The organism is Streptomyces sp. NPDC038200, from assembly GCF_055600785.1.
Map to the genome: position 1 here is coordinate 150,759 of NZ_JBVJYH010000016.1, position 25,058 is coordinate 175,816.

The 25,058-nt window shown below is 73.4% G+C and carries 21 protein-coding genes; 12 read left to right on the top strand and 9 right to left on the bottom strand.

Going from position 1 to position 25,058, the window contains the following annotated elements; translation table 11 throughout:
- Positions 1–87: 87 nt before the first annotated feature.
- Positions 88–924 carry a polysaccharide deacetylase family protein gene (locus ACZ7KF_RS28790; protein WP_471081069.1) on the top strand — a complete coding sequence of 279 codons (837 nt, stop codon included), beginning with the start codon at positions 88–90 and terminating at the stop codon, positions 922–924.
- Positions 925–990: 66 nt separating this feature from the next.
- Here ACZ7KF_RS28790 and ACZ7KF_RS28795 read toward each other — a convergent pair whose 3' ends face one another.
- Positions 991–1,662, bottom strand: coding sequence for a class F sortase (locus tag ACZ7KF_RS28795; RefSeq protein ID WP_471081072.1), 672 nt, complete (start codon positions 1,660–1,662; stop codon positions 991–993).
- 332 nt (positions 1,663–1,994) lie between these two features.
- Here ACZ7KF_RS28795 and ACZ7KF_RS28800 point away from each other — a divergent pair, with 332 nt between their 5' ends.
- Positions 1,995–2,906, top strand: coding sequence for a hypothetical protein (locus ACZ7KF_RS28800; RefSeq protein ID WP_471081075.1), 912 nt, complete (start codon positions 1,995–1,997; stop codon positions 2,904–2,906).
- A 147-nt stretch (positions 2,907–3,053) separates the two neighbouring features.
- Here the strand turns inward: ACZ7KF_RS28800 and ACZ7KF_RS28805 are convergent, their stop codons facing one another.
- Both ACZ7KF_RS28805 and ACZ7KF_RS28810 read right to left on the bottom strand, forming a co-directional pair.
- Positions 3,054–3,818, bottom strand: coding sequence for a bestrophin-like domain (locus ACZ7KF_RS28805; protein WP_471081078.1), 765 nt, complete (start codon positions 3,816–3,818; stop codon positions 3,054–3,056).
- Between the two features lie 32 nt (positions 3,819–3,850).
- A complete protein-coding gene (locus ACZ7KF_RS28810) occupies positions 3,851–3,979 on the bottom strand; it encodes a hypothetical protein (RefSeq protein WP_471081082.1) in 129 nt (42 codons plus the stop codon).
- 772 nt (positions 3,980–4,751) lie between these two features.
- Between ACZ7KF_RS28810 and ACZ7KF_RS28815 the strand changes: the two genes are divergently transcribed.
- The 3 genes from ACZ7KF_RS28815 (at position 4,752) to ACZ7KF_RS28825 (ending at position 8,953) form a co-directional block, all read left to right on the top strand.
- Positions 4,752–5,717 carry an SCO0930 family lipoprotein gene (locus tag ACZ7KF_RS28815; RefSeq protein ID WP_471081085.1) on the top strand — a complete coding sequence of 322 codons (966 nt, stop codon included), beginning with the start codon at positions 4,752–4,754 and terminating at the stop codon, positions 5,715–5,717.
- A 282-nt stretch (positions 5,718–5,999) separates the two neighbouring features.
- Positions 6,000–6,812, top strand: coding sequence for an SAM-dependent methyltransferase (locus ACZ7KF_RS28820; RefSeq protein ID WP_471081088.1), 813 nt, complete (start codon positions 6,000–6,002; stop codon positions 6,810–6,812).
- A complete protein-coding gene (locus ACZ7KF_RS28825; protein ID WP_471081091.1) occupies positions 6,809–8,953 on the top strand; it encodes a putative bifunctional diguanylate cyclase/phosphodiesterase in 2,145 nt (714 codons plus the stop codon). Before ACZ7KF_RS28820 ends, ACZ7KF_RS28825 begins: the two co-directional genes overlap by 4 nt.
- Here the strand turns inward: ACZ7KF_RS28825 and ACZ7KF_RS28830 are convergent.
- Entirely contained in the window at positions 8,890–9,825 is a 936-nt protein-coding gene (locus ACZ7KF_RS28830) for a LysR family transcriptional regulator (RefSeq protein ID WP_471081094.1), read from the bottom strand. The two genes, ACZ7KF_RS28825 and ACZ7KF_RS28830, sit on opposite strands and share 64 nt — an antisense overlap.
- Positions 9,826–9,948: 123 nt before the next feature.
- Here ACZ7KF_RS28830 and ACZ7KF_RS28835 point away from each other — a divergent pair, with 123 nt between their 5' ends.
- A complete protein-coding gene (locus ACZ7KF_RS28835; protein WP_471081097.1) occupies positions 9,949–10,839 on the top strand; it encodes an NAD(P)H-binding protein in 891 nt (296 codons plus the stop codon).
- Between the two features lie 12 nt (positions 10,840–10,851).
- Here ACZ7KF_RS28835 and ACZ7KF_RS28840 read toward each other — a convergent pair whose 3' ends face one another.
- Positions 10,852–11,736: a LysR family transcriptional regulator gene (locus ACZ7KF_RS28840; RefSeq protein ID WP_225826612.1), complete on the bottom strand. Its 885-nt coding sequence runs from the start codon at positions 11,734–11,736 to the stop codon at positions 10,852–10,854.
- Positions 11,737–11,855: 119 nt separating this feature from the next.
- On the opposite strand from ACZ7KF_RS28840, the gene ACZ7KF_RS28845 reads away from it, so the two are divergent.
- The 6 genes from ACZ7KF_RS28845 to ACZ7KF_RS28870 all read left to right on the top strand — a co-directional run bounded on the left by ACZ7KF_RS28845 (position 11,856) and on the right by ACZ7KF_RS28870 (position 18,214).
- Entirely contained in the window at positions 11,856–12,527 is a 672-nt protein-coding gene (locus tag ACZ7KF_RS28845) for a succinate dehydrogenase (RefSeq protein WP_471081311.1), read from the top strand.
- A gap of 1 nt (position 12,528) precedes the next feature.
- The gene (locus ACZ7KF_RS28850) at positions 12,529–14,478 is read left to right on the top strand and encodes a fumarate reductase/succinate dehydrogenase flavoprotein subunit (protein ID WP_471081100.1); all 1,950 of its coding nucleotides are present in this window, start codon (positions 12,529–12,531) and stop codon (positions 14,476–14,478) included.
- The gene (locus ACZ7KF_RS28855; protein ID WP_471081103.1) at positions 14,475–15,224 is read left to right on the top strand and encodes a succinate dehydrogenase/fumarate reductase iron-sulfur subunit; all 750 of its coding nucleotides are present in this window, start codon (positions 14,475–14,477) and stop codon (positions 15,222–15,224) included. Before ACZ7KF_RS28850 ends, ACZ7KF_RS28855 begins: the two co-directional genes overlap by 4 nt.
- Before the next feature lie 163 nt (positions 15,225–15,387).
- A complete protein-coding gene (locus ACZ7KF_RS28860; RefSeq protein WP_471081105.1) occupies positions 15,388–16,410 on the top strand; it encodes a hypothetical protein in 1,023 nt (340 codons plus the stop codon).
- A 140-nt stretch (positions 16,411–16,550) separates the two neighbouring features.
- Positions 16,551–17,321, top strand: coding sequence for a GNAT family N-acetyltransferase (locus ACZ7KF_RS28865; RefSeq protein WP_471081108.1), 771 nt, complete (start codon positions 16,551–16,553; stop codon positions 17,319–17,321).
- On the top strand, positions 17,321–18,214 hold the full coding sequence (locus tag ACZ7KF_RS28870) for a lysophospholipid acyltransferase family protein (protein ID WP_471081111.1): 894 nt from the start codon (positions 17,321–17,323) through the stop codon (positions 18,212–18,214). Before ACZ7KF_RS28865 ends, ACZ7KF_RS28870 begins: the two co-directional genes overlap by 1 nt.
- Here the strand turns inward: ACZ7KF_RS28870 and ACZ7KF_RS28875 are convergent.
- Genes ACZ7KF_RS28875 through ACZ7KF_RS28890 form a run of 4 tightly spaced genes read right to left on the bottom strand, consistent with a single transcriptional unit; the run spans position 18,128 to position 24,968 of the window.
- Positions 18,128–21,475, bottom strand: coding sequence for an SAV_2336 N-terminal domain-related protein (locus ACZ7KF_RS28875; protein ID WP_471081114.1), 3,348 nt, complete (start codon positions 21,473–21,475; stop codon positions 18,128–18,130). The two genes, ACZ7KF_RS28870 and ACZ7KF_RS28875, sit on opposite strands and share 87 nt — an antisense overlap.
- On the bottom strand, positions 21,472–22,422 hold the full coding sequence (locus ACZ7KF_RS28880) for an AAA family ATPase (RefSeq protein ID WP_471081117.1): 951 nt from the start codon (positions 22,420–22,422) through the stop codon (positions 21,472–21,474). The genes ACZ7KF_RS28875 and ACZ7KF_RS28880 overlap by 4 nt, the downstream gene beginning before the upstream one ends.
- Positions 22,419–24,569: a VMAP-C domain-containing protein gene (locus ACZ7KF_RS28885; RefSeq protein ID WP_471081120.1), complete on the bottom strand. Its 2,151-nt coding sequence runs from the start codon at positions 24,567–24,569 to the stop codon at positions 22,419–22,421. The genes ACZ7KF_RS28880 and ACZ7KF_RS28885 overlap by 4 nt, the downstream gene beginning before the upstream one ends.
- A 3-nt stretch (positions 24,570–24,572) precedes the next feature.
- Positions 24,573–24,968 carry a CU044_2847 family protein gene (locus ACZ7KF_RS28890; protein WP_471081123.1) on the bottom strand — a complete coding sequence of 132 codons (396 nt, stop codon included), beginning with the start codon at positions 24,966–24,968 and terminating at the stop codon, positions 24,573–24,575.
- Positions 24,969–25,058: the final 90 nt, after the last annotated feature.

A 25,058-nucleotide genomic window follows, 5' to 3' on the forward strand; every position in this document is an offset into this window, starting at 1 on the left:
CCGCTCACTCCGCTGTCCGGGTGCATTCCCGCCGCCGCACCGGAGCCGTTGTGGCGCGGCGGAGCCCGACGGGGCGACTGATGGGTCATGCAGAAGGATCAGTTGTTCACGCGGCGCCGGATGCTCCTCGCCGGCGCCGCCGCACTGGGAGCCGCGGGTACCGCCGGAGCCGTCCTGGCCTCCGGCGGCGAGGAGACCGCCCGGAGCACCACGGCCCCCGCCGCCGGCCCGCAGGCCCGCCAGGCGCTGGCGCCCTCCGCCTACCGGCTCCAGCCGATCACCGGATGGGGGCCACCGCGCACCGGGCCCCGCAAGCTCAAGGTGCGCACGCAGCCCATCCTCCAGGTCTCCGGACGCGGCCGGCACATGGTGCTGACCTTCGACGACGGCCCGCACCCGGACTACACCCCGCACATCCTCGACACCCTTGCCAAGTACGACGTCCGGGCGATGTTCTTCGTGTGCGGGGAGTGCGTCGTGGACAACAGGAAACTGGTGGCCCGCATGGCCGAGGAGGGGCATGTCGTCGGCAACCACACCTGGACCCACCCGCTGCTGACGACGCTCGGCCGCAAGGAGATCCGCTCGGAGATGGAGCGCACCAGCGCCGTCATCGAGGACACCTACGGCGAACGCCCCCAGTGGTTCCGCGCCCCCTACGGCGCCTGGAACCGGGCGGCCTTCCAGCTGGGAGCCGAGATGGGCATGGAGCCGATGGCCTGGACCGTGGACACCACCGACTGGATGGAGCCCGGCACCCGCACCATCATCGACCAGGTGGAGAACGGCGCCGCCCCCGGCGTCGTGGTCCTGTCCCACGACGCCGGGGGCGACCGCTCGCAGACCGTCAGCGCGATCCGCGAGTGGCTTCCCCGTCTCATCGACTCGGGATACCACCTCGTCGTGCCGCCCCGCCGCGTGTGACGATCCCGCGCCGATCCCGGGCCTCGCCGGCCCGCGCCGGCCTTCCGCCCGCCGGTCCGCGGCGCTTCAGGTGACCGCGACCAGGCGGGCGAAGACGACGACGTTCCCGTCGTATCCGTTCTGCTTCGAGAAACCGCCGCCGCAGGTGATGACCCGGAGTTCCGGTGTCCCCTTCGAGCCGTACACCCGGTCACCGGGGAAGTTGTTCTTCTCGAAGACCTCGACGCCGTAGATCTCGAACACCGCGGTCCTTCCGTCCTGACGCAGGATCTCGACCTGGTTCCCCTTCTTCAGCGCGCCGAGGCCGTAGAACACCGCGGGGCCCTGCTTGTTGTCGACGTGGCCGACGACGACCGCGGTGCCCTTCTCGCCGGGGGAGACGGCGCCGGTGAACCAGCCGGCCAGGCCGGGGTTCTCCGGCGGCGGCGCGGCGACCCAGCCGTCCGTGTCCAGGCCGACCGGCACGACGGGCGCGTCCACCTGGATCGCGGGGATCCGGACCCGCTGCACGACGGAGAACGGCAGCGAGGCGGGCGCGGGGGCGAAGGTGCCCAGCGTGGCCCGGGCGTCCGGGGCCGCCGCCGAGGCGGGCTGCGGCGGGCCGACGTCGAACTCCCCGGAGCCGTTCCGGATGAGTGCCAGACCGGTCAGCAGAACAAGCGCTATGACGCCCCACGGGGCGCGCTTCCTCCGCCGCTCCTCCTCTTCGAAAAGCTCGGAGAGCTTGGACGCAGACATTCGCCATCCCCTTTCGACGCGGTCGCCGCCACGTCCATCGCGCATGGGAAAACGCTAAATCCCGCGCACGCGACGGGCGACGGGGCCATGGGCGAACGGGTGGCCCGGCGCCCGTTCGGTGCGCCATCCGAGTTGCCGTTCACAGGAATTTTCTGACGGTCCGTGACCTGCGGCAATATCGGATTGTGTGGTTTTCTGTCGGCGTGTCGGATCACCAGGACGGACCATTCTCGACATGCGGGCGTGTTCCGCGCGTCTGAGGGTCGTCCCGGGAGGTGCTTTCTCGCCGATCCACCGGGGACGGGCCCCGGTGACCTCCCGCGGAGGATCACATGCGCAACCAACGTGCCCTGGCGGCGGCGTGCACCACGGTCGCCGTCCTCGGGCTCGCCGCCCCCGTGGCCGTCGCGGACGGCATGGGCAACGGGGGCGGCCCGAGCAACACCGACACCACGGTCGTCGTCCCCGGCACCGGCAACATCGGCACCTTCAGCGGAAACGGCGTCCTCCCCGGCAACGGCGTCTTCCCCGGCAACGGGAATTTCAACGGCAACGGTCGCCTGCCGGGCAACGGGAACTTCAACGGCAACGGGAACTTCAACGGGAACGGCAACGGGAACGGCAACGGCCGTGGGAACGAGGGCTTCAACAACGGCCGCGGCAACGGAGGCTTCGGCAACGGCCGTGGGAACGAGGGCTTCGGCAACGGCCGTGGGAACGAGGGCTTCGGCAACGGCCGCGGGGGCGAGGGCTTCGGCAACGGCCGCGGGGGCGAGGGCGGCAACCGCGGAAACGACTTCGGCCGCGGGGACGATTTCGGCGGTGAGGGGCGCGGGGGCCATGAGGGCTTCGGCTCGCGTGACATCTTCGTCACTCCCGACATCGTTTCCCCCGGGGGCCGTCTCACCGTCATCGTGAACGGCTGCCGGGGCGGCACGGCGAGTTCCGACGCGTTCGGCACCATCCGGCTGGAGCCGTTCCACGACGACAGCGCACGGGGTGTCGCCGTCGTCGACCACGACGTCCGCCGCGGCCGGTACGACGTCACCGTCCGCTGCGACGGCCGCACCCTGACCCGCCGTGACGCCTTCACCGTGCTCGGCGGTGTCAACGGCGGTATCGGCGGAAGCAGGATCACCGGCGCGACGCCCACCGACATGGCCATCGGCGGCGGCCTGGTGGCCTCGGCGCTGATCGGCGGTGGTGCCTTCTGGCTGCGCAGGCGGCACGAGAAGCGCGTCTGAGCCCCCGTCCGCCCGTGAGCCCGCCCTCCGTCCCCTCGGCAGGGCGCACACGTCTCGACAGGCCGTCGCCCCGGTCCCCTGCGGGGAGCGGGGCGACGGCCTGTCGAGACGCGATCGGTCGGCGGACTCCGCTCCCGCGGCCGGGGGTTATCCGGTCGCGCCCGGGAACAGGCTGAGGAACGGTTCCGCGGTCACCGCGATGCCCCGGCTGAACGGCGCGTCGAAGTCCCAGATGAGGAACAGCATGAAGGTGATGGTCGCGCAGAACAGACCGGCCAGGATGAGCTCCCGCCGGGTGCGCCGGATCTGCAGGGCGAACACCATCCCGACCGTGATGAGCCCACCGGTGATCAGCCCCCACCACACGACCGACGGCATGGTGGCCCCGGTGGAGTCGGCACGCGCGTTGCGCGCCTGGTCGGCGGCGGCCAGCTGGTCGAGCAGCGGCTGGTAGGCCTGCGCCTCGAAGTCGTTGCTCGGCCGATAGTCGGTGACGTCCGCCCGGACCTTCTGCAGCAGTGCGGTGCCGCGGTCCGTGACCTGCTCCTCGTCCGCCATCTCGCGCCACTCGGTGTGCACGACGTAACCGACGTAGGCGTCCAGGTCCGCCCGGATGCGGTCACGGACCTCCGGCGGGTAGACCCGGACCCGCTCCGAGATCTCGTGCAGCGCCTGGGCCTCGGACTGCACTTGGTCCTGGGCCGTGTTGCGGGCCTCCCACACGCCCGCGATGGCCAGACCCAGGACGATGGCGTAGATGACGCCGATCCACATCGTCATGTACTCGATGACGTCCGGGGTCTCGCTGGGATCCTCGTCCTCGGCGACGGCCCGGTGCCGCACCAGTGTGATGACGACCACCACGGCACAGGCCGCCAGCATCGCGAGGACGAGAACAAGCCAATCCGACAAGTGATGCCTCCAGTGGTGAGGGTGCCGGCGCGTCAGCGCGGGCGCAGCGCCGCGACGGCGACGATCGCGGGGACGGTGATGAGCAGGACGTAGGTGACGGGCGTGGTGCGCCCGCGCGGGGGGTGGCTGATGGCGTGCGGGTGGTACGCCGGGAAGCTCACCGGGGTCGAGGAGGGCCGGGGAGTGGGCCTGGGGGTCGGCCTCGGCGTGGGTTTCGGGGTCGGGGTGGGTGTGGGGGTCGGCCGGGGAGCGGGGGGAGCCGGGGGCGCCGGAGCGGGCCGGGCGGGCGCCCTCGGCGTGGGCTCCGGCTTCGGCGTGGGCGTCGGCGTGGGCTCCGGAGTGGGCGTCGGCTTGGGTGTCGGCTTGGGCGGAGGGGTCGGCTTCGGCGGGGGAGTGGGGGTGGGCGTCGGTGTGGGCGTCGGTGTGGGCGTGGGCGTGGGCGGACACGGTGGCGGGGTCGGTGTCGGACAGGGCGGAGGCGGCCAGTGGTGGCCGCCGGCGCGGGCCACCGCCACCGTGCCGTCCGGGCCCGCCGAGGCGTACGCGCAGGCGTCGGCCGACGCGCTGCCGACCGGGCAGCCCACCAGGGTCCAGGTCAGCGCCATCAGGGCCAACCCCCGTGCCGTGGGCGCGCATCGAGTCACTTCGGGTCCATGCACGACGGAGATCATGAGGCGCGCGACGCGGCCGTACGCCGTAGTGCGCCGAGATTGCTCCGAAAGGGGGAGATCACGTGATCAATGGTTTGACGGCCTGAAGAGCCTGGATCACACCATCCGTCCGGATGTGCGCACTCCGCCGACGGACCGCGGCACAGGTGCCGGAAAGAATTTCCGGCCGCCGTTGAACACGACGACCCCCGCGGTGCGTACCCATGGTCGTGCGGCGGCGTGGCAGGCGCTGCGATATCCAGGCGATAATGGGGAGTCGACGATGAATACCTCCTGGCGGACCGCCTCACTGGTGGCCACAGCCGCCTCGGTGCTGGCGCTGACGACGGCGTGCGGTCAGGACAACACCACCACTCCCGCTTCGGCGGCCCAGAACGTCGGGGCCACGGCCGCGGCCGGCGACTACGGCAACCCGGGCAGCGGCACCACGACCGGCGCGGGCAACGGCTACGGCGCCGACGGCGACAAGAGTTCGGCCTCTCCGGCCCCGGTCACCCCCGCGGGCAAGCTCGCCGTGGCCAGCAACCCCGACCTGGGCAATGTGGTGACCGACGGCTCCGGCCTCACCCTCTACCGGTTCGACAAGGACACCGCCAACCCGCCCAAGTCCAACTGTGCCGGAGACTGCGCCACCACCTGGCCGCCGGTCCCCGCCGACGACGCCACCGCCGGCACCGGCATCGACAAGGCGCTGCTCGGCGAGGTCACCCGTGCCGACGGTTCCAAGCAGCTCACCATCGGCGGCTGGCCCGCCTACCGGTACGCCAAGGACGTCAACGCCGGTGACGTCAACGGCCAGGGTGTGGGCGGCAAGTGGTTCGCGCTCGCTCCGACCGGCAAGAAGGCCAAGCTGTCCGATCTGCCCGGCCTGTCCGTCCACAAGGACCCCAAGCTCGGCGAGATCGTCGTGGACAAGGACGGCCGGACGGTCTACCGCTTCATGAAGGACCAGGCCTGGCCCAAGTCCGTCTCCAACTGCACCGGCGCGTGCCTGGAGAAGTGGCCGGCCGTCGGCCCGGTGAACGCGGACGACACCGAGGGCGTGAAGAAGAAGGGCCTGATGCCCTTCACCCGCCCCGACGGGGTCAAGCAGATGACCGTCAACTGCTGGCCGATCTACACCTTCTCCGGGGACAAGGCCCCGGGGGACACCAACGGTCAGGGCGTGGGCGGCACGTGGTACGCCGTCTCGCCCGACGGAAAGCCGGTCGGCGCGCCGGGCAACTAGATCACCTCCCCAGGGTCGATCGCCCCGCCCGACCCGGCGCGCGACCGAAGATCCGCCCCCTCCGCACCGCACGGAGGGGGCGGATCGTTGTGTCCGGGGAACGCAGGGAAGGCGGCGGGCGGCGCACAGCCGTCACACAGCGGGGCCATACGGGCACTTGCCGCAGGCAGTGACCGGGAACGGATGGTCAATTTCCGTTTCGGGTCGCTCCTTTGGCGGGCGATCAGTAGCCTCAGCTCGAACACCGGATCGCCTACACCTGTCCACGCCTTGGAGAGATACATGGAGCGTCCCGCCTGGGCACCACGGAGCATCGACATCTCGGTGCCGAGCGTCTCGCGGATCTACGACTACTACCTGGGCGGTTCGCACAACTTCGAGGTCGACCGGGAAGCGGCCCGCAGGGCCATGGAGTTCATGCCGGGCCTGCCGAAGATCATGCAGGCCAACCGGGCGTTCATGCGCCGGGCCGTGCGCTTCGCCGCCGGGGAGGGCATCACCCAGTTCCTCGACATCGGCTCCGGCATCCCGACGTTCGGCAACGTCCACGAGGTGGCCCAGGCGGCCGTACCCGGTGCCCGCGTGGTCTACGTCGACCACGACCCGGTGGCCGTCGCCCACAGCGAGGCCGTGCTGGCGGGCGACGACGACACGGACGTGGTCGCCGCCGACCTCCGCAAGCCCCACGAGATCCTCGCCAGTCCCCGACTGGAGCGGCTGATCGACCTGAATCGGCCAGTGGCCCTCCTGCTCGTTGCCATACTGCACTTCGTGGAAGACGCGGACGACCCGTACGGTGCGGTGGCCGAGCTGCGCAAGGCGCTCGCGCCCGGCAGCCTGCTGATCCTCACCCATGCCTCGTACGAGGGAATCCCGCTGCCCGCCGAGCGGGCCGAGGGCGCGGTGGACGTATACAAGGGCATTCGCAACCCGCTGATCATGCGCTCGCGCGACGAGATCGCGCGGTTCTTCGAGGGGTACGACATGGTGGAACCCGGACTGGTGCAGATGCCGCACTGGCGCCCGGACTCGGCGCCGGAGGACGAGGATCCCTATGCCTTCTCCGGGTTCGCCGGCGTGGGGCGTACGGCGTGAGCGCGGAGCCGGACGGGCCGGAGGACAGACTGCGGCGGCTGACGACGATCTGGGGCCGGGCGGTCTTCCCGGTGACCTCGACGTCGCTGACCCGCGCCGAGTTCGAGGAACAACTCCTGCCGCTCGCACGCCGGTTGAGCCGGCTGCTGCGCGCCCGCAGCTTCGACGCCGACGCGGCGAAGGCCGTCGGCGCCGCCCTCGTCGGGGCGCACTGCACCGACCCCGAGGCGCTGGCCCGCTCCCTGGACTGCGTCGACGCCTACCTGGTCCTGTACTGCGGCGAGGACGGCCCCCAGGACGAACTGCGCATGCGTTCCTCGCGGTTGCAGCACGCGATGGCCGCCGGGTACGCGCAGGCGCTGCGCGAGCGCACCCTCGCCGAGCAGGAGGCCATCGCCCAGGCCGCGTTGCAGGCCCAGGGTGTGGTGGCCCAGGCGCTGCACGCGAGCGAGGCCCGCTTCCGGGCGGTGTTCGAGGGCGCGGCCATAGGGGTCGGCATCGCCGATCTGGACGGCAACGTCCTCCAGGTCAACGAGGCGCTGCTGCGCATGTTCGGTCTCTCCGAGCAGACCCTGCGCGGCCGGCGCGTCCAGGACTGGGTGCACCCGGAGGACGCCCCGCAGATCTGGCGGCTCTACCACGAACTCGTGCACGGCGACCGCGAGCACTACCACGTGGAGAAGGCCTTCAACCGCCCCGACGGCACGGTCCTGTGGACCAACCTGACGGTCTCCCTGCTGCGCGACGCCGACGGCGCCCCGCAGTACCAGCTCGCGCTCATGGAGGACACCACCGAGCGCCGCCTGCTCAACCTCCGGCTGCGCTACGAGGCCACCCACGACGCCCTGACCGGCCTGCCCAACCGCACGCTGTTCTTCGAGCGGCTGGAGAAGGCCCTGAACGCCGCCGAGGGCCAGCGCTTCGGCCTGTGCTACCTGGACCTGGACGGTTTCAAGACCATCAACGACAGCCTGGGCCACGCGGCCGGCGACCGGCTGCTGGTGGAGGTCGCCGACCGGCTCCAGTCGTGCGCGACCGCACCCGGCGAGATGGTCGCCCGGCTCGGCGGCGACGAGTTCGTGGCCCTGACCACCGGCCCCGGCACCGAGCGCAAGGTGGACGAACTCGCCGAGCGCATCATGAACGCGCTGATCACGCCGGTCAGCATCGACGGCCGCGACCTGCTGGTCCGCGGCAGCCTCGGCATCGTCGAGGGACCCGCGGGCGAGCGCACCGCGGCGGAGGTCCTGCGCAGCGCCGACATCACGATGTACCGGGCCAAGTCGGCGGGCGGCAACCGCTCGGAACTCGCCGACCCCGAGGCCGACGCCCGCGCGATCACCCGCCACGGTCTCACCACGGCCCTCCCGACGGCCCTGGAACGCGGCGAGTTCTTCATCGAGTACCAGCCCCTGGTCCATCTCGGCGACGGCAGCGTGCGCGGCGCCGAGGCCCTGGTGCGCTGGCTGCATCCCCAGCACGGCGTGCTCGGCCCCGACCGCTTCATCCCGCTCGCCGAGCACACCGGCCTCATCGTCCCGCTGGGCCGCTGGGTCCTGGAGGAGTCGATCCGCCAGGCCCGTGCCTGGCGCGAGCGCCACGGCGACCGGACCACGGCCGGCCCGCTGCGCATCAACGTCAACCTCTCGCCCTGCCAGCTCAGCCATCCCGGGCTGGTGCAGGACACGGTCGACATCCTGGAGCGCGCGGGAGTCGCCCCGGACGCGCTGTGCCTGGAGGTCACCGAGTCCGCGCTGATCGGTGCCGACGACGACCTGCTCAAACCCCTGCGCCGGCTCGCCGAGATGGGCGTCGACATCGCCCTGGACGACTTCGGCACCGGCTACTCCAACCTCGCCAACCTGCGCCGCCTCCCGGTGAGCGTCCTCAAGCTCGACCGCTCCTTCACCCAGGGCATGCAGCAGTTCCCCGCCGACCCCGTCGACCTGAAGATCGTCGAGGGCATCGTCTCCCTGGCCCACAGCCTCGATCTGGCGGTCACGGTGGAGGGCGTGGAAACCGGCGCCCAGGCCGAGCAGTTGCGGATCCTGGGCTGCGACACGGCCCAGGGCTGGTACTACGCCCGCCCCGGCCCGCCGGAGCGGCTGCACGAGCTGGCACTGGCGGACGCGACGGGCTGAGGCCGAGCGGCCGGGGTCGAGCGGGCGGGCGGATCCTGCCCCTCCCGCACCGCCGCGGCCACGGCGGCAGCGGCGCGCACGAGTGCCGCGGTGGCCGTGGAGCGGGACTGTTGCGGCCAGGCGATCGCCAGCATCGAGGGCGGTGCGTCGGGGACGGGCCGGTAGACGACGCCCGGACGCGGATACCGTCCGGCGACGGAGGCCGGCAGCACGGTGACCAGCCGGCCCAGCGCGACGAGGGTCAGCAGCTGCGCGAGGTCGCGGCCCTCGCGCCGCATCTCTTCCAGGAACCGGTGCAGATCACCGGGGCGCAGACCGAGGTCGGCGAGGTGCACCCGGTCGCGGGCGGCGAGCGGGTGGGCGGCGGCGAGGACCGCCACCCGGGGCTCGACGGTCAGCGTCTCGCTGTCCAGGCCGGTGCGGTCGAACGGCTCGTGGACCAGCGCGGCGTCGGCCTCGCCGCGCCGCAGCAGCCGCGGCTGTTCCTGCCATCCGCACAGCCGGACCGAGACCGGGGCCGCGGCGGGATCGGTGGCGTAGTGCGTCAGGAGCGGTTCCAGCAGCCCCGCGTCCCCGTCGGCCTTGACCGCGAGGACCAGTCGCGGCTCCGGGCCCGCCGCGCGCTGCGTCCTGCGCCCGGCCGCCTGGAGGGCGTCCAGCGCGATCCGCGCCTCCGCGAGCAGCACCTCGCCCGCCGGGGTCAACGCGACGCTGTGGGTGGTGCGTTCCAGCAGGGTGACACCGAGATCCGCCTCCAGCCGGCGGATCGCGCGGGACAGCGGAGGCGGTGAGATGCCCAGCCGCTCGGCGGCGCGGGCGAAGTTCAGTTCCTCGGCGACGGCGACGAAGTAGCGCAACGGGCGGGACTCCACGGCTCTCCCTCTGCTCGGTATTGCCCTCAGGGTAACAACCCTGATCCGGTCGATCCTTCAGTTCCCGGGCGATGCGGAGGAGGCTCGGGGACGTCCTGTTCCGCAGAGCTTCCGGAGTCTCCCTTGATCCTCGTCACCACCCCGACCGGCCAGATCGGCAGCCGCGTCCTCGACCTGCTCCTCGACGCCGGGGACGCGGCGGGACCGGTCCGCGTGGTCGTCCGCGACCCCGAGCGCCTCCCCGCGCGGGTGCGGGCCCGCGTGGACGTCGTCCGCGGCTCGCACGCCGACCCCGACGTCGCGGCCAAGGCGTGCGCGGGCGCCGACCGGGTGTTCTGGCTGGTGCCGCCGAGGCCCGCCGCCGACAGCGTCGAAGCCCACTTCCAGGACTTCACCCGGCCTCTCGTGGACGCGATCGCGTCCGACGGTGTCGAGCGGGTCGTCGCCGTCTCCACCCTGGGCCGCGGGGTCGCCGAGAACGCCGGGCAGATCTCCGCCTCGCTGGCCCTGGACGAGGCGATCCGGGCCACCGGCGTCTCCTACCGGGCGCTGTGCCCGCCGTACCTCATGGAGAACCTGCTCCACCAGGCCGGCGCGATCCGTGACGACGGTGTGCTCGCCATGGCGGCGCCCGGCGACCGCGTGCTGCGCACCTGCACCACCCGCGACCTCGGCGCGGCGGCGGCGCGGCTGCTGCTCGACGCTTCCTGGACGGGGCAGGACGACGTCCCCGTGGTCGGCCCCGACGCGCTGACACCGGAAGGGATGGCGCGGGTCGTGGCCGAGGTGCTGGACAGGCCGGTCCGCTTCCGGCGGCTCGGCGGCACGGAGTACAAGGCGACGCTGCTGCGGTACGGGGCGAGCGAGGCGTGGGCCCAGGGCCTGGCGGACCTGGCCGCCGCGACCTCCGCACAGGGGTTCTACGGAATCGCGGCGTCCGCCACGCCCGGGACCGCGCCCACCGCCTTCCGTACGTGGTGCGAGGAGGTGCTCAGGCCGGCCGTCCTGGGCTGACCGCGCACCGCGTCAGCGCTCCAGCAGCATCCGCTGCAGCTCCCGGGCCGCCCGCGGCGGAGCCACGTCGCTGCGGTGGGCCAGGGCGATCGTGCGGTGCAGGCCGGGGCGGGCCAGCGGGGTGACGCGCAGCCCCCGGCCCGCCCGAGCGGCCACCATCCGCGGCACCACGGCCACGCCGAGACCGGCCCGCACGAACCCCAGCACCGCGTCCATCTCGCCCCCCTCCACGGCGAAATCCGGCTCGAACCCGGCGGAACGGCACGCGGCCACGGTCAGCTCCCGCAGGTCGTATCCGTGCCGGAACATCACCAGCCGTTCCCCCTCCAGATCGGAGATCTCGACGACCCGTCCGCCCCGGCCGGGTTCCGGCGCCTCCGGGGAGGACACCACGACCAGATCCTCCCGCAGCAGCTCCACGGTGGTCAGCGCGGGCGCCGGTGTCGGCAGCGGCAGCACGACCAGCGCGAGGTCGAGCGCGCCCCGGGCCAGCTCCCGGACCAGGTCGTGCGAGCCGCCCTCCTCGATCAGCAGGCGGATCCCCGGGTACCGGTCGTGGAAGGCGCGCAGCACATCCGGCAGCAGGCCCGTGCACAGACTCGGCGTCGCCCCCAGCCGTACCCGCCCCCGCCGCAGCTGCACCAGCTCCAGCACCTCGTGCCGGGCGGTGTCCGCGTCGGCCAGGATGCGCCGGGCCAGCGGCAGCAGGGCCTCGCCGGCGTCGGTGAGCGTGATGTTGCCCCGCGCGCGCAGGAAGAGATCCGCGCCCAGCTCCCGCTCCAGCGCCTTGATCTGCTGCGACAGTGACGGCTGGGCGACGTGCACCAGCTCGGCGGCCCGGGTGAAGTGCCGGGTCTCGGCGACGGCGACGAAATACTGGAGCTGCTGGAACTGCATGGTGTCACGATAGCCTTTGTCTATTGAATCCAGCCGGACCATGTCTTGGACCGATTGGCCTGTTCGGCCCTAGCGTCGTGCGCATGGCTCTGGCAACGCGGACGGACCGACGGCCGTCCATGGCGCGCACGCTGTGGGACTCCTCCGTCGGCAAGAAGACGGTGATGGCCGTCAGCGGCGTGATCATGCTGCTGTACCTGGTCGCCCACGTCATCGGCAACCTGAAGATCTTCTTCGGTGCGGGGGAGTTCAACCACTACGCGCACTGGCTGCGCACGGTCGGCGAACCCTTCATGCACTACGAGTGGACGCTCTGGCTCGTCCGGATCGTCCTCGTCGTCGCCGTGGTCGCCCACGCCACGTCCGCCTACCAGCTCAGCCGCCGCGACATCAAGGCACGGCCGGAGAAGTACGTGCACAGGAAACCGCGGGCGAGCTACGCCACCCGCACCATGCGGTGGGGCGGCATCATCCTCGGCCTCTTCATCGTCTGGCACATCCTCGACCTGACCACCGGCACCGTGCACTCCGGCGGCTTCCAGGAGGGCCACCCGTACCAGAACGTGGTCGACACCTTCTCCACCTGGTACGGCAACGTCATCTACATCGTCGCGATGCTCGCGCTGGGCCTGCACATCCGGCACGGCTTCTGGAGCGCCGCCCAGACCCTCGGCGTCGGCAGCCGCACCCGCGACCGCGCCCTGAAGACCGTCGCCGACATCCTCGCGCTGCTGCTCACGGCCGGCTTCATCGCCGTACCCGTGGGCGTCATGACCGGAGTGGTGAGCTGACATGACCGACTACGTGAACTACACGACCGGCGAACCGGCCGTCGACGGCAAGGCACCCTCCGGCCCGGTCCACGAGCGCTGGGACACCCGCCGCTTCGAGGCCAAGCTGGTCAACCCCGCCAACCGCCGCAAGCACACGATCATCGTCGTCGGCACCGGCCTGGCCGGCGGCTCCGCGGGCGCCACGCTCGCCGAACAGGGCTACCACGTCGTCCAGTTCTGCTACCAGGACTCCCCGCGCCGCGCCCACTCGATCGCCGCCCAGGGCGGCATCAACGCGGCGAAGAACTACCGCAACGACGGCGACTCGATCCACCGCCTCTTCTACGACACCGTCAAGGGCGGCGACTTCCGGGCCCGCGAGTCCAACGTGCACCGGCTCGCGCAGATCTCCGTCGAGATCATCGACCAGTGCGTGGCCCAGGGCGTGCCCTTCGCCCGCGAGTACGGCGGCCTGCTCGACACCCGCTCCTTCGGCGGCGTGCAGGTCTCCCGCACGTTCTACGCCCGCGGGCAGACGGGCCAGCAGCTGCTGCTGGGCGCCTACCAGGCGCTGTCCCGGCAGATCGCCGCCGGGAACGTGGAGATGCATCCGCGCACCGAGATGCTCGACCTGATCGTCGTGGACGGGCGGGCCCGCGGCATCGTGGCGCGGGACCTGATCACCGGGAAGATCGACACCTACTTCGCGGACGCCGTCGTCCTCGCCTCCGGCGGCTACGGCAACGTCTTCTACCTGTCGACCAACGCAATGAACTCCAACGCGACCGCCGTCTGGCGGGCGCACCGGCGCGGCGCCCTCTTCGCCAACCCCTGCTTCACCCAGATCCACCCCACCTGCATCCCGCGCACCGGCGACCACCAGTCCAAGCTGACGCTGATGAGCGAGTCGCTGCGCAACGACGGCCGGATCTGGGTGCCCAAGGCACAGGGCGACACCCGCCCGCCGAACCGGATCCCCGAGGAGGAGCGCGACTACTACCTGGAGCGCATCTACCCCTCCTTCGGCAACCTGGTCCCGCGCGACATCGCCTCCCGCGCCGCGAAGAACGTCTGCGACGAGGGCCGGGGGGTCGGGCCCGGCGGCCAGGGCGTCTACCTGGACTTCGCGGACGCGATCCGGCGCATGGGGCGCAAGGCCGTCGAGGCCAAGTACGGCAACCTCTTCGACATGTACCAGCGGATCACCGACGAGGATCCGTACGAGGTGCCGATGCGGATCTACCCGGCGGTGCACTACACGATGGGCGGCCTGTGGGTCGACTACGACCTGCAGACCACCGTCCCCGGCCTGTTCGCGATCGGCGAGGCCAACTTCTCCGACCACGGGGCCAACCGGCTCGGTGCCTCGGCGCTGATGCAGGGCCTGGCCGACGGCTACTTCGTGCTGCCGGCCACGATCAACGACTACCTGGCCCGCAACCCGCACCAGGACCCGGTCACCGACGAACACCCCGTCGTGCAGGAGGTGCTGGCCGAGACCGAGGACCGGATCAACCTGCTGCTGTCGGTGGACGGCGACCGCACCCCGGACTCCTTCCACCGCGAAGTCGGCGAACTGATGTGGGAGTTCTGCGGCATGGCCCGCACCGACGCCGGACTGCGCAAGGCGCTGGAACGCATCCCGCAGATCCGCGAGGAGTTCTGGCGCCGGATCAAGGTGCCCGGCACCGGCGAGGAGTTCAACCAGTCGCTGGAGAAGGCCAACCGCGTCGTCGACTACCTGGAACTCGCCGAGCTGATGTGCCTCGACGCACTGCACCGCGCCGAGTCCTGCGGCGGCCACTTCCGCGAGGAGTCCCAGACCCCGGACGGCGAGGCGGCCCGCAGGGACGAGGAGTTCGCCTACGCCGCCGCCTGGGAGTTCACCGGCACCGGCGAACCCCCCGTCCTGCACAAGGAAGACCTGGTCTTCGAGTACGTCCACCCCACCCAGCGGAGCTACGCATGAAGCTCACCCTGCGCGTCTGGCGGCAGAAGAACGCCGACGCCGAAGGAGCGATGTCCACCTACGAGGTGGACGACATCTCGCCCGACATGTCCTTCCTGGAGATGCTGGACGTCCTCAACGAACAGCTCATCCTCTCCGGCGAGGAGCCGGTCGCCTTCGACCACGACTGCCGCGAGGGCATCTGCGGCGCCTGCTCGCTGGTGATCAACGGCGACGCGCACGGGCCGGAGCGCACCACCACCTGCCAGCTGCACATGCGGTCCTTCCGGGACGGCGACACGATCGACATCGAGCCGTGGCGGGCGTCCGCCTTCCCGGTGATCAAGGACCTGGTGGTGGACCGGTCGGCGTTCGACCGGATCATCCAGGCCGGCGGCTACATCACCGCCCCCACCGGCTCCGCGCCGGAGGCCCACGCCACGCCGGTGCCGAAGGCCGACGCCGACTTCGCGTTCGAACACGCGGAGTGCATCGGCTGCGGGGCGTGCGTGGCCGCCTGCCCCAACGGGGCGGCGATGCTCTTCACCTCCGCCAAGATCAACCATCTGAACGTGCTGCCGCAGGGGGCGCCCGAGCGGGAGACGCGGGTGCTGGACATGGTCACGCAGATGGACGCGGAGGGGTTCGGCGGATGCACGCTCACCGGCGAGTGCGCCACCGCCTGCCCGAAGGGGATTCCGCTGGTGTCGATCACGAGCATGAACAGGGAGTGGCTGAGGGCCACCCGGAAGGCGGGGAAGCGCTGATCGCCGTGCGGGACCGCGCGGGCGGGCTGGTCGCTCGCGCGGTCCCCCGCGCCCCCGCGGGGCGCAGCTGAGCGTTCGTCCGTGAAGGGGCGGGCGGGCGGGGCCGGGAGTGGTGCTCATCCCCGGCCCCGTCTGGTTCCCCGGCTCCCTGTAGTCTCCGCCCATGATCTTCGGGAACAAGGGGAGGGAGCGGTTCCTCGACGCCGTAGCAGGTTTCGAGGCCGCTGTGCTGAAGCGCGACGGTGAGCGGGCGCAGCACGAGCAGCAGCAGTTGTACCGGCACTTCCACGACGCGGGAGAGCAGGAGGTCACGCAGGCCGGGCCGCGGCTCGCCGCGCTGCTGCCGGAGGTGCCGCCGGGGCCGGACGGCGCCATCGCCGTGGCGGTCGGTGCCTGCGTGGAGCGCGGTGCCGACCCGGCCGCCTGCGCGCCTCACGTGTTCGACGGCCTCGCCCGGACCCTCGCCGCCGTCGAGCTGTTCTGCGCACGCTGGGCGGCGACCGGCGGCGGCCGGTTCCCGGACCCGGAGGAGCAGCCGGACGCGGCCCTGTTCGACCGGGTCGGCCGGGAGACCGCCGTCGCCTGGCTCACCCTGCACGAGTGGGAGCGGGCCTCCGTCGCCATGCTCAACCACACCGCCGTCCGCACCACCCTCGCCCCGGACACCCGCGCCCGCCTGTTCCAGGCGCTGCGCTCGGTCGAGGAAGCCTCCGGGCACGACTTCAAATGCCTCGCCTACGCCCTGCTCGTCCTCGACGAACCCCTCGTCGTCCTGCACCGCCCCACCGGCACCGGCTACGCCATGCGCATGACCGGCATCGGTGACAACTTCCAGCTGCACACCCTGCTCGCCGACGTCCTCATGGGCGGCGGCCACCTGCCCGGCCGCGCCCCCTCCGCCGAGGAGGCCGCCGTCTGCCGCGACCAGCCCGGCCAGGTGCCCACCACCGGCTCCTTCGACCTGGTCGCCCCCTCCGGCGACGTGCTGTGGAACGAGGGCACCCCCTCGGACATCCCGGTCGTGGACGGCGTACGACTGCTCGTCCTGGACCCGCCGTCGTACGAGCGCAGCTGGCCCGCGGGCCGGTTCTTCCCGCACATGACCGGCGACCTCGTCCTGGAGCGCGTGCTCGAACCCGAGGAGGCCGGGCGACTGCTCGCCGGATGCGTGGCCAAGAACGGCTGACCCCGCCGTTCAGCATCCCCACATCCGCTCTCCTGGCACAGGTCACGCACCGGCCAACCGGCATCGGAAGAACTGGAGCGGCGGGCCGTGACACCGGCCCCGCCGCTGTCGCCGACCCGGCCCGTGACCAGGAGAGAGCCATGACCGGCGTTTCCACCCTCGATCGTCCACCGCAGCCCGCGGCACCCACCCGCTACACCGTCACCCTCGCCCGCGACGAGGCCGACGTGCGCGCCGCACAGCGGCTGCGGCACGAGGTCTTCGCCGGGGAGATGGGGGCCCTGCTGACCAGCGCGGAGCCGGGGCACGACGTCGACGCCTTCGACGCCCACTGCGACCACCTCCTCGTGCGCGACACGGTGACCGGCCAGGTCGTCGGCACCTACCGGCTGCTGCCGCCGGAGCGGGCCGCCGTCGCCGGGCGGCTCTACTCGGAGGGCGAGTTCGACCTGGGCGCGCTCGACGCGATCCGGCCCGGCCTGGTCGAGGTCGGCCGCTCCTGCGTCCACCCCGACCACCGCGACGGCGCCGTCATCGGCCTGATCTGGGCCGGCATAGCCCGCTACATGACCGACCGGGGTCACGAGTGGCTGGCGGGCTGCTGCTCCGTGCCGCTCGCCGACGGCGGCGCCCTCGCCACCGGCACCTGGGAGCGGGTCCGCGCCAAGCATCTGGCACCCGAGGAGTTCCGGGTACGGCCCCTGCTGCCGTGGACCCCGAACCCCGAGGCCCCGGCCGCCCGCAGCGAGCTGCCCGCCCTGCTGCGCGGCTACCTCCGGCTCGGCGCCTGGGTGTGCGGCGAGCCTGCGCACGACCCCGACTTCGGAGTCGCCGACCTGTACGTCCTGCTGTCGATGCGCCGGGTCGACCCGCGCTATCTGCGGCACTTCCTCTCCCTCGTCCCGGCCTGATGAGCGTCTGGCTGCCCACCGCGCCCTGCACCCCGGGCGCGTGCGTGGAGCCGGCCCGGGCCGCCGCGGCCGTACCCCGTGCCGTGCTGCGGCTGACCGCGGTCGTGGTCCTGGTGCTGGCCGGGATCGCGCTGTCCCCGCTCGGCGGGAGGATCCCCGCCGAGTGGGTCAGACGGTGGTGCCGGGCGATCGTGCGGGCCATGGGGGTCCGGGTCCGCGTCACCGGCGCCGCCGCACCGGCCGGCGGGCTGCTGCTGGTCGCCAACCACGTCTCGTGGCTGGACATCCCGCTGCTCACCGCCGTCCGCCCGGCCCGGATGCTCGCCAAGACCGAGGTCCGGCAGTGGCCCGTGGCGGGCGCGCTGGCCGCCCGCGGGGCCCTGTTCATCGAACGGGACCGGCTGCGCGCCCTGCCCGGCACGGTCGCCCGGATCTCCGGCGCCCTGCGCGAGGGCGCCGCCGTGACCGCCTTCCCGGAGGGCAGCACCTGGTGCGGACGCGCCCACGGCCGCTTCCGCCGGGCCGTCTTCCAGGCCGCGCTCGACGCCGGCGTGCCCGTCCAGCCGGTCCGCCTGCGCTACCGGCTGCGGGACGGCGGGCCCGGCACCGCGGCGGCCTTCGTCGGCGAGGACACCCTGCTCTCCTCCCTGTGGCGGGTGGCCCGGGCCCGGGGGCTGGTCGCCGAGGTGGAGGTCCGGCCGGTGATACCGCCCGGCGCCCACCCCGACCGCCGCTCCCTCGCCCGTGCCGCCCAGCCGGCCGCCCCCGAGCCCGCCTGGACCCACGCGACCCTGGTCGCGAGCGCGCTACAGGGGCCGCATGACCAGCTCGGCCAGCCGCAGATAGGCGTGCACGGTGGCCGGACGCAGATCCTTCAGCTCCCAGCGAGCTGACTGCAGCCCGGTGTCGAACGGCACCTCCACCACCTGCTCGGCCGGGACGCCCAGCCTCCCGTGCACGTCCTCCGGCAGGCCGCGGCCGGCGGCGCCGTCGGTCCGGGTGGCCAGGACGACGGCCTGGTCGGCGAGGCGGCGCCGGCCGCCCTCGCGGATCCGGTCGAGCGTGGCCGCCGCCGCGTCGAGGAACCAGTCGGCGGTGCCGCAGCACACGACGAGCCGGTCCGTGTGGTCGAGGACCACATCCGCCGTCCGGTCCAGCACCGTCGGCGCCCAGTCGGTCAGCACGAAGGAGTAGTACGGCGCCGTATGGGCCAGCACCCGCAGATACTCCTGCGCGTGCACGGAGTTGGGGCGGAATCGTCCCGAGCGGTGCGCGATCACCTCCAGGCCCGAGGGCAGGCGGGTGGTGAGGGCGCGGACCTCGTCGTACGACGGGCCGAGCGGCAGCGCGGCCAGATCCCGCGGCACGGCCCGGTTGCGGCCGGAGGGCAGGAACGGGCCGAGGGCGCCTTCGGTTGCGGCGCCGTCCAGGGCGAGGACGGGTTCGGCCCGCGCGGCGGCCAGCAGGGAGCCCAGGGCCATCGTCGCGGTGGCCCGGCCGCTGTGATGGAACGCGCCGACCAGCGTCACCCGCCTGCTGTGCGACAGCGTGGCGCGCAGACCGGCCAGGCGCCGGTGGAACTCGGCGCGGGCCGGCCGGAAACGCGGACGCAGCAGCCGGTCGACCGGCGGGGCGGGGTCGGGCCGGACCGGCGGGGTGAGCGGCACGGCGGCCGGTGACCGGCCGGCCACCGGCGGGGCCGGCGGCCCGCTCCTGGCGTCGTAGCGCAGCCGGGCCATCGCGATGTACCTGGCCAGGGCGTCGGCGACCTCGCTGGCCGTGGGCCGGCGGGCCGGGTCGTCGTCCAGGCAGCGCAGCACCAGGCGCCGCAGCTGCTCCCAGCCGTCCCCCTGCCACAGATGCATGCCCTCCGGCAGGTTCGGCACCTCCACGCCGGCCTTGCTGCTGATGAGCTGGAGCATCGCCCCCAGCGCGCGCATGCTGTCCGCGACGGTCGGCGCCGGTCCGGCGCCCAGATACCGGCCGTCGACGGCGTAGTCGGACAGATCGCCGAGGACGATGGTGCGGCGCAGCACGTACACGCTGTCCATGCCGAAGTCGGCGGGCACCAGACCGCCGGCGTGGCACAGGGCGAGCGCGTTCGCCAGATGCCAGGACAGCAGCAGACCGCGCACCAGGTCGAACGGCGCGGTGCCGTCCTCCAGGGACCGGGCGAACACGTCCGACAGCCGGGGCGGCTGCCCGTCCGGGGTGTCCTGGTCCCGCACCGGGGCCATCGCCAGCCACGGCGGGGAGTCGTCCGGACCGGTGGCGAGCAGCGCCGGCGCGTACTGGGCCTGCAACCGGCCCAGCACCTCCGCCTCCACCGCGATGAGCTGCGCGTTGGCCGCGGGCAGGTCGGGCCGGGGGGTGCGCAGCACCGCCTCGGTGCCCTGCGCGTCGGTCCCCCGGTACAGCACCGTACGGCGGCCCCGGCGCCGGTCGCGCAGCCTGTACCCGCCGAGCCGCACCGGGTCCTCGCCGGTCAGCGGCTCCCAGTCGTCGGCGGGCTCGCCGGTGCGGTCCGGCTCCGCGCGGTGCAGGCCGGGCACCCGGTCGAACGAGACCCCGAACCGGGCGAGCAGCCGGCGTTCGACGCTGGTGAAGGGCTGGTGGGAGCCGGGGAGCTGGGCCGAACCGTCCGGGTGGGCCAGCCAGGCCGGGAAGTCCGGCGAGTTGCCCGCGAGTTCCTCCAGATGACGGCCGATGCGCCGGCTGGTGCGCAGCAGTTCGGCCTGCGGCACCGAGTCCAGCAGCACCGTCTTCGATTCCTCGGCGAAGTCGAACACCCGGTGCTTGGCGGGCAGCGGTCCCGGCACCGGCGCCGGATGCGGCCGTACCAGGCCGCCGAGGAACACCTCCGCCAGATGCGAGGTCGTGGCCGGCCACGGCACCGCCGACCGCACCAGCCGCATCACCGGCACCGACAACGGGGAGACCGCCGCCAGATGTGCCGCCAGCCGGTACGCCTCCGGGGTCGCCGCGTCCCGGAAGTGCTGGGCGCTGGTCAGGTCCCGGGCGGCGGTCACACTGCCGTACGGGTCGGGGCGGACCAGCAGCGGCAGCTCCACCGTGGTGCCGGGCGAGGCCAGCAGCCGCGCCCAGTGCCCGAGCGATCGGGGGGTCGGCTCCAGGACGGGCACCGGCACCCCGTCGAAGGGGGACACCTCCGACGGCAGCACCGGGTCACGGACCTCCCAGGCCGCGTTCGCGCCGCCGATCCGCCGGGTCGTGGCCAGCCAGCGCTCCGCGGCGATGCCGGACGCCTCCCACATCTCCGGCGGCAGCGTCTGGAGCACCGCGACCGGGCCGCGCGCGGCCCACTGTGCCAGCAGCCGGTGCAGGGCCCCCGACCGCCAGGCGGCGCCCATGCCGTCGCTGACCACGAGCACGAGGGTGCGGCCCGAGGGATCGTTGACCGTGCTCAGCGGCAGCGTGCCGCTCCCCGGCCGGAACGGCCGGGCGCGCAGGCAGGGCTCCCGGGCGCCGCGCGTGTCCAGGCCGAAAACCCGGGTGGTGGCGAACGCGCCCAGCCGTTCCAGCAGTGCGCGCAGTTCGGCGCCGAGCCGGTGCCACAGCAGCATCGACAGACCGTCGTCGACGAGCAGTGCCAGGTTCAGCCAGCGCTCCCGCACCGGCCGCTCCACCACGTCGGGCAGGTTCGTCTCGGCGAGCTGGGCCGCGGTGCGCTCCTCGTCGATCTCCGTGCGGTGGCGGCTGTCCAGCCGGCGGCGCAACGGCCGCAGGGCCCGGCCCAGTTCGAGTTCGTCGCCGAGGGCCTTGTCCTCGGGCACGCGCACCGGCAGCGCCCGCCGCGGCTCGGGGACGGCCGGGGCGAGCCGCACCTCCGGTACCGGGGTCTGCCGGGCCGCCGCGTACAGGGAAGGGGCGGTGAGGTCGGGCAGGTCCGGGTCGTCGGGTTCCGGCGCCGGATGCTGCGGGGCGGTCCGTTCCGGCCCGGGATCGGGGGCCGGCACGGGGCCGACCGGCGCGGGCGCCGGATCCCGCAGGAGCGGCGCGCAGGCGTCCGCGGGCAGTCGGCGGGCGAGCCACAGCACGTCGAGGACCTGGTCCGCGTCCAGCTCGTGCCCGCAGGCGGTCAGCACCCGCAGCACCTCGGCCAGCCGTGCGCCCCCGCCCGCCGCCACGCTCACATCGCCCCGGTGAGCTGGTGCAGCACGGCGTCCAGCAGACCGTCCGCGTCCAGGTCGACGCCCCCGGTGCGCAGGAACACGGCGTTCAGCAGCTGGTCGGTGGCCAGCTCGCCCAGGGCGCGGCGGCGCAGGAAGGCGTCGATCAGGTCGTCCGCCTCCCGCAGCGCCTCCTCGCCCAGGTGCGCGGCGACGATGGTGCGCAGCCGCTCCTCGTCCGGCACCGGAAGTTCGAGCCGGAGACAGCGGCGCAGGAACGCGGGCGGGAAGTCCCGCTCCCCGTTGCTGGTGATGATCACGACGGGGAACTCGGCGCACTGCACGAGCCCCTGGTGCACCCGGACGGCGCCCCGGTGGTCGGAGGTCTGCACCTCCACGTCGGCCGTGCCCTCCGGCAGCCGGACCAGCTCCTTGATCTCGAAGTAGCCCTCCTCGAACACGGTGAGCAGGTCGTTGGGCAGATCCACATCGCCCTTGTCCATCTCGTCGACGAGCAGGCAGCGCGGGGCGGCCGACGCCACCAGCGCCGTGCCGAGCGGCCCGAGCCGGATGAACTGGCCGATGGACGGCTCGCCCTCGCCGCGGTCCCGGCTGAGCGTGGTCTCCCGCAGCCGGCCGATCGCGTCGTACACGTACAGCGCGTCCGGCACGGTGGAGCGGCTGGTGACCGACCAGCGCAGCAGCTCGCCCAGGCACAGTTCGTGGGTGATCGCCCGGGCGAGGGACGACTTGCCGGTGCCCGCGGGCCCGGTCACCAGCAGCGGGCGCCGCAGGTGCAGGGCCGCGTTGACGATGTCGGCGTGCCGCGGGTCGATCACGTACGGCAGCTCGGGGCGCGTCGCCCGGGCCGGGGTGAAGCGCCGCCAGGGCGGCGCGGAGGGGAGGCTGACGGCCCGGGGCACGCCGTCGCCTCGGAACAGGCGCCAGTCGGCGTCGGCGGCGGATGTCATGGGCCCTCCTGGGGTTCGGACAGATGCAGACGAGGGACGGCACGGTCGGCGTCGGCCCACGCGAGGACCGGCCGGCCGGGGAACTCGGGCGGATTGGCCTGGGCGTTGGCCCGGTAGCTGTGGACACCGTCGGGCAGCTCCCGGGTGGCGACCTCCGCCATGTGCCGGACGCTGTGCGCGGGCCCGTCCTCGCGCCGGTCCCACATCACCACAGGTATGCCCAGCGCCAGGCAGGTCTGCACGATGCGGTCCCGGGGAGGACCGGGCGGTACGTCCACGGAGACGCGCACGGTGTCGAGTTGGTTGACGAGCCGGGAGTAGAGCGCGTCCCGGTCCGTGGGTTCGGACACCACCAGAGCCTTGCCCGAGTCCAGCCGGTTCCACCGGGTGCGCCACCGGGAGACGAACCGCCCGTTGCGGCGCAGCAGTTCGGGGCAGTGCACCACCAGCGGGAACTCCACCCCGAGCACACCGGGCACCAGCTCGGCCGGGTCGCGGGCCGCCCACTCGTCGACGGGCAGATTGAGGCCGCCGCGGTCCACGAGCACCTCCACCAGCGGCGGGCGCTCGTCCTCGGCCGACGGCGTCAGCGAGTCCAGGACGCGCAGCACCTCGCGCGCCGCCTCCGAGGCGGTGTACGACTTCACGCTCTCGGCGGAGACCTGCCGGGGCCCGGTCCCCTCGTCGCACCAGATCCGCAGCCGGTGCCGGTTCCGCCCGGCCTCGGTCACCTGCACCAGGACCCGGATCCGTACGGCGCGCCCGCGGGCCGACCGCGCCCATTCCTGCGCGTCGTAGCGGCGTTCGCCCAGCGCCGAACGGTCGATGCCCAGGCGCCGGGCCACCCCGTCCGCCCAGATCCGCAGCCGCGCCCGCTGGGTGTCGGGGGAGAGGGCGCCCACGTACTCGATCACCCGCAGCAGCGCCGGCACCCGGCGTTCGCCGCCGCTCGCACGGCCGTCTCCGGGCAGGCCCTCCAGATGGTCGAGCAGCGCGTCCACGGTGTCACCGCCCGGCCGGGCCGCGAGGTGCGGCAACGCGGCCCGGACCGCCTCGGGGAACCGGCCCAGCACGGCCGGGGGGATGGCGCGCAGCAGTTTGCGCAGCTCCGTGTACTCGGCCGCGGACAGCAGCCGGGGCGTGCGGGACAGGGCGCCCGCGGCCAGGATCCGGTCGGCCGCCCGCGGGGAGTCCCGGCGCAGGATCCCGGTCAGCGCCGCCAGCGCCCGCGGATGCGTCAGCACGAACGCGGCGAACTCCTCGGGGGAGGGCGGGACGACGTCGCTGCCCGGGCCGACACCGCACAGCCGGGCGAGCCGGCGAGCGCAGTCGCCGCGCCCGCTGCCCGAGGGCAGCGCCTCCTCGATCGCCTCCACCAGCAGCTCGAAGGCGGGGTCGTCGGGTTCCACCGGCGCGGGCCGGACCCCGTCCAGCACGCCGAGGGGCCGCAGCTCTTCCTCGACGGCCTGCCAGGGGATCGCCCAGCTACGCCGGATGACGCTCTGGAAGCCGAGCGCGAGCGGTGCTCCCGCGCCGCCCTCGGGCAGGAAGTGGCCGACGACCAGCCCGACGACGGCCTGCTCCTCGCGGCACCACAGCGGGCTGCCGCTGTAGCCGGGGCCGACCGCCATGCCGGTGGGCTCGCCGTCCAGGTAGGCCAGCGGGCCGTGCAGCGCGGCGACGGTGAGCCGGGCGACGGTGGAGGCACGGCCGCCGCCGTGCCAGGCGTCCGCCTTGTGGCCGACCGTCATGGCGGCGTGGTGCGGGCCCGGCGGAAGCCCACCGGCCGGGGCGTCCACGCGCAGCACGGCGAGGTCGCCGAGCCATTCGGCGCTGCCCGCGCCGACCGCTCCGCCGCCCTGGGCGCGGGGCGGGATCCAGTGGGCCACCCGGGCGAGGTACTGCCGGCTGCCGCCGTGCGTCTCCCCGTCGGGCACCTCGACGGGCACCTCCTCCACGCCCGGCGCCCGGGCGTCGAGCATGTCCCTGCCCAGCGCCGCGTTGACGACGTGCGCGCAGGTCAGCACCGTGTCGGAGCCGAGCACGAAGCCCGCTCCGGCGGCCTTGCCGTCGTCGGTGCGCCGGATGCACACGACATGCCGGGCCGGGTTCCCGGAGCTGTCCCACCGGTTCCGGAACCACCCCACGCGTCACTCCGCGGGGGGTGTCAAGCCGGTGTCCGGGGCGGGCTTCCAGCTGGCGGTGACGGTGAGATGCGCCTGCCCGGTCGCGCCGACGATCCCGAACTTGAGGTCCTGGCCGACCTGCACCCCGAAGGTGACGGTCAGTTCGGTCGGCGGTTCGGGCACGGCCGTGGCGGCGTCGTGGACCTCCTGCAGCAGCGGGCCGATCGGCCGCAGCGCGCCGCGCAGCGCCTCGGCGGCGAAGTTCGCGACGGCCCGGCCGCCCGCGCCGACCGGCACGGCCCGGCCCATGCCCTCCGGCAGGTCGTCGTCCGGTGGGGCGGGTGCCGCGCCCGGGCCGGGCGCGAGCAGGAACCGCACCGGAGTGCCGTCGGACAGCGCGAGATCGGGTGAAGTGGCCACGGTCACATTATCGGCGGCATCCCCCCGCGGACCGCTGGAGTTGTCCAACTCGGTTATCACATCGATGCCTTGGGAACCGGTGGGCCCTCC

Excerpts from the sequence above, each read along its gene's own strand:
- ACZ7KF_RS28790 (WP_471081069.1), top strand. The coding sequence starts at position 88 with ATGCAGAAGGATCAGTTGTTCACGCGGCGCCGGATGCTCCTCGCCGGC.
- ACZ7KF_RS28795 (WP_471081072.1), bottom strand. The coding sequence starts at position 1,662 with ATGTCTGCGTCCAAGCTCTCCGAGCTTTTCGAAGAGGAGGAGCGGCGG.
- ACZ7KF_RS28800 (WP_471081075.1), top strand. The coding sequence starts at position 1,995 with ATGCGCAACCAACGTGCCCTGGCGGCGGCGTGCACCACGGTCGCCGTC.
- ACZ7KF_RS28815 (WP_471081085.1), top strand. The coding sequence starts at position 4,752 with ATGAATACCTCCTGGCGGACCGCCTCACTGGTGGCCACAGCCGCCTCG.
- ACZ7KF_RS28820 (WP_471081088.1), top strand. The coding sequence starts at position 6,000 with ATGGAGCGTCCCGCCTGGGCACCACGGAGCATCGACATCTCGGTGCCG.
- ACZ7KF_RS28840 (WP_225826612.1), bottom strand. The coding sequence starts at position 11,736 with ATGCAGTTCCAGCAGCTCCAGTATTTCGTCGCCGTCGCCGAGACCCGG.
- ACZ7KF_RS28845 (WP_471081311.1), top strand. The coding sequence starts at position 11,856 with ATGGCGCGCACGCTGTGGGACTCCTCCGTCGGCAAGAAGACGGTGATG.
- ACZ7KF_RS28850 (WP_471081100.1), top strand. The coding sequence starts at position 12,529 with ATGACCGACTACGTGAACTACACGACCGGCGAACCGGCCGTCGACGGC.
- ACZ7KF_RS28855 (WP_471081103.1), top strand. The coding sequence starts at position 14,475 with ATGAAGCTCACCCTGCGCGTCTGGCGGCAGAAGAACGCCGACGCCGAA.
- ACZ7KF_RS28860 (WP_471081105.1), top strand. The coding sequence starts at position 15,388 with ATGATCTTCGGGAACAAGGGGAGGGAGCGGTTCCTCGACGCCGTAGCA.
- ACZ7KF_RS28865 (WP_471081108.1), top strand. The coding sequence starts at position 16,551 with ATGACCGGCGTTTCCACCCTCGATCGTCCACCGCAGCCCGCGGCACCC.
- ACZ7KF_RS28870 (WP_471081111.1), top strand. The coding sequence starts at position 17,321 with ATGAGCGTCTGGCTGCCCACCGCGCCCTGCACCCCGGGCGCGTGCGTG.
- ACZ7KF_RS28880 (WP_471081117.1), bottom strand. The coding sequence starts at position 22,422 with ATGACATCCGCCGCCGACGCCGACTGGCGCCTGTTCCGAGGCGACGGC.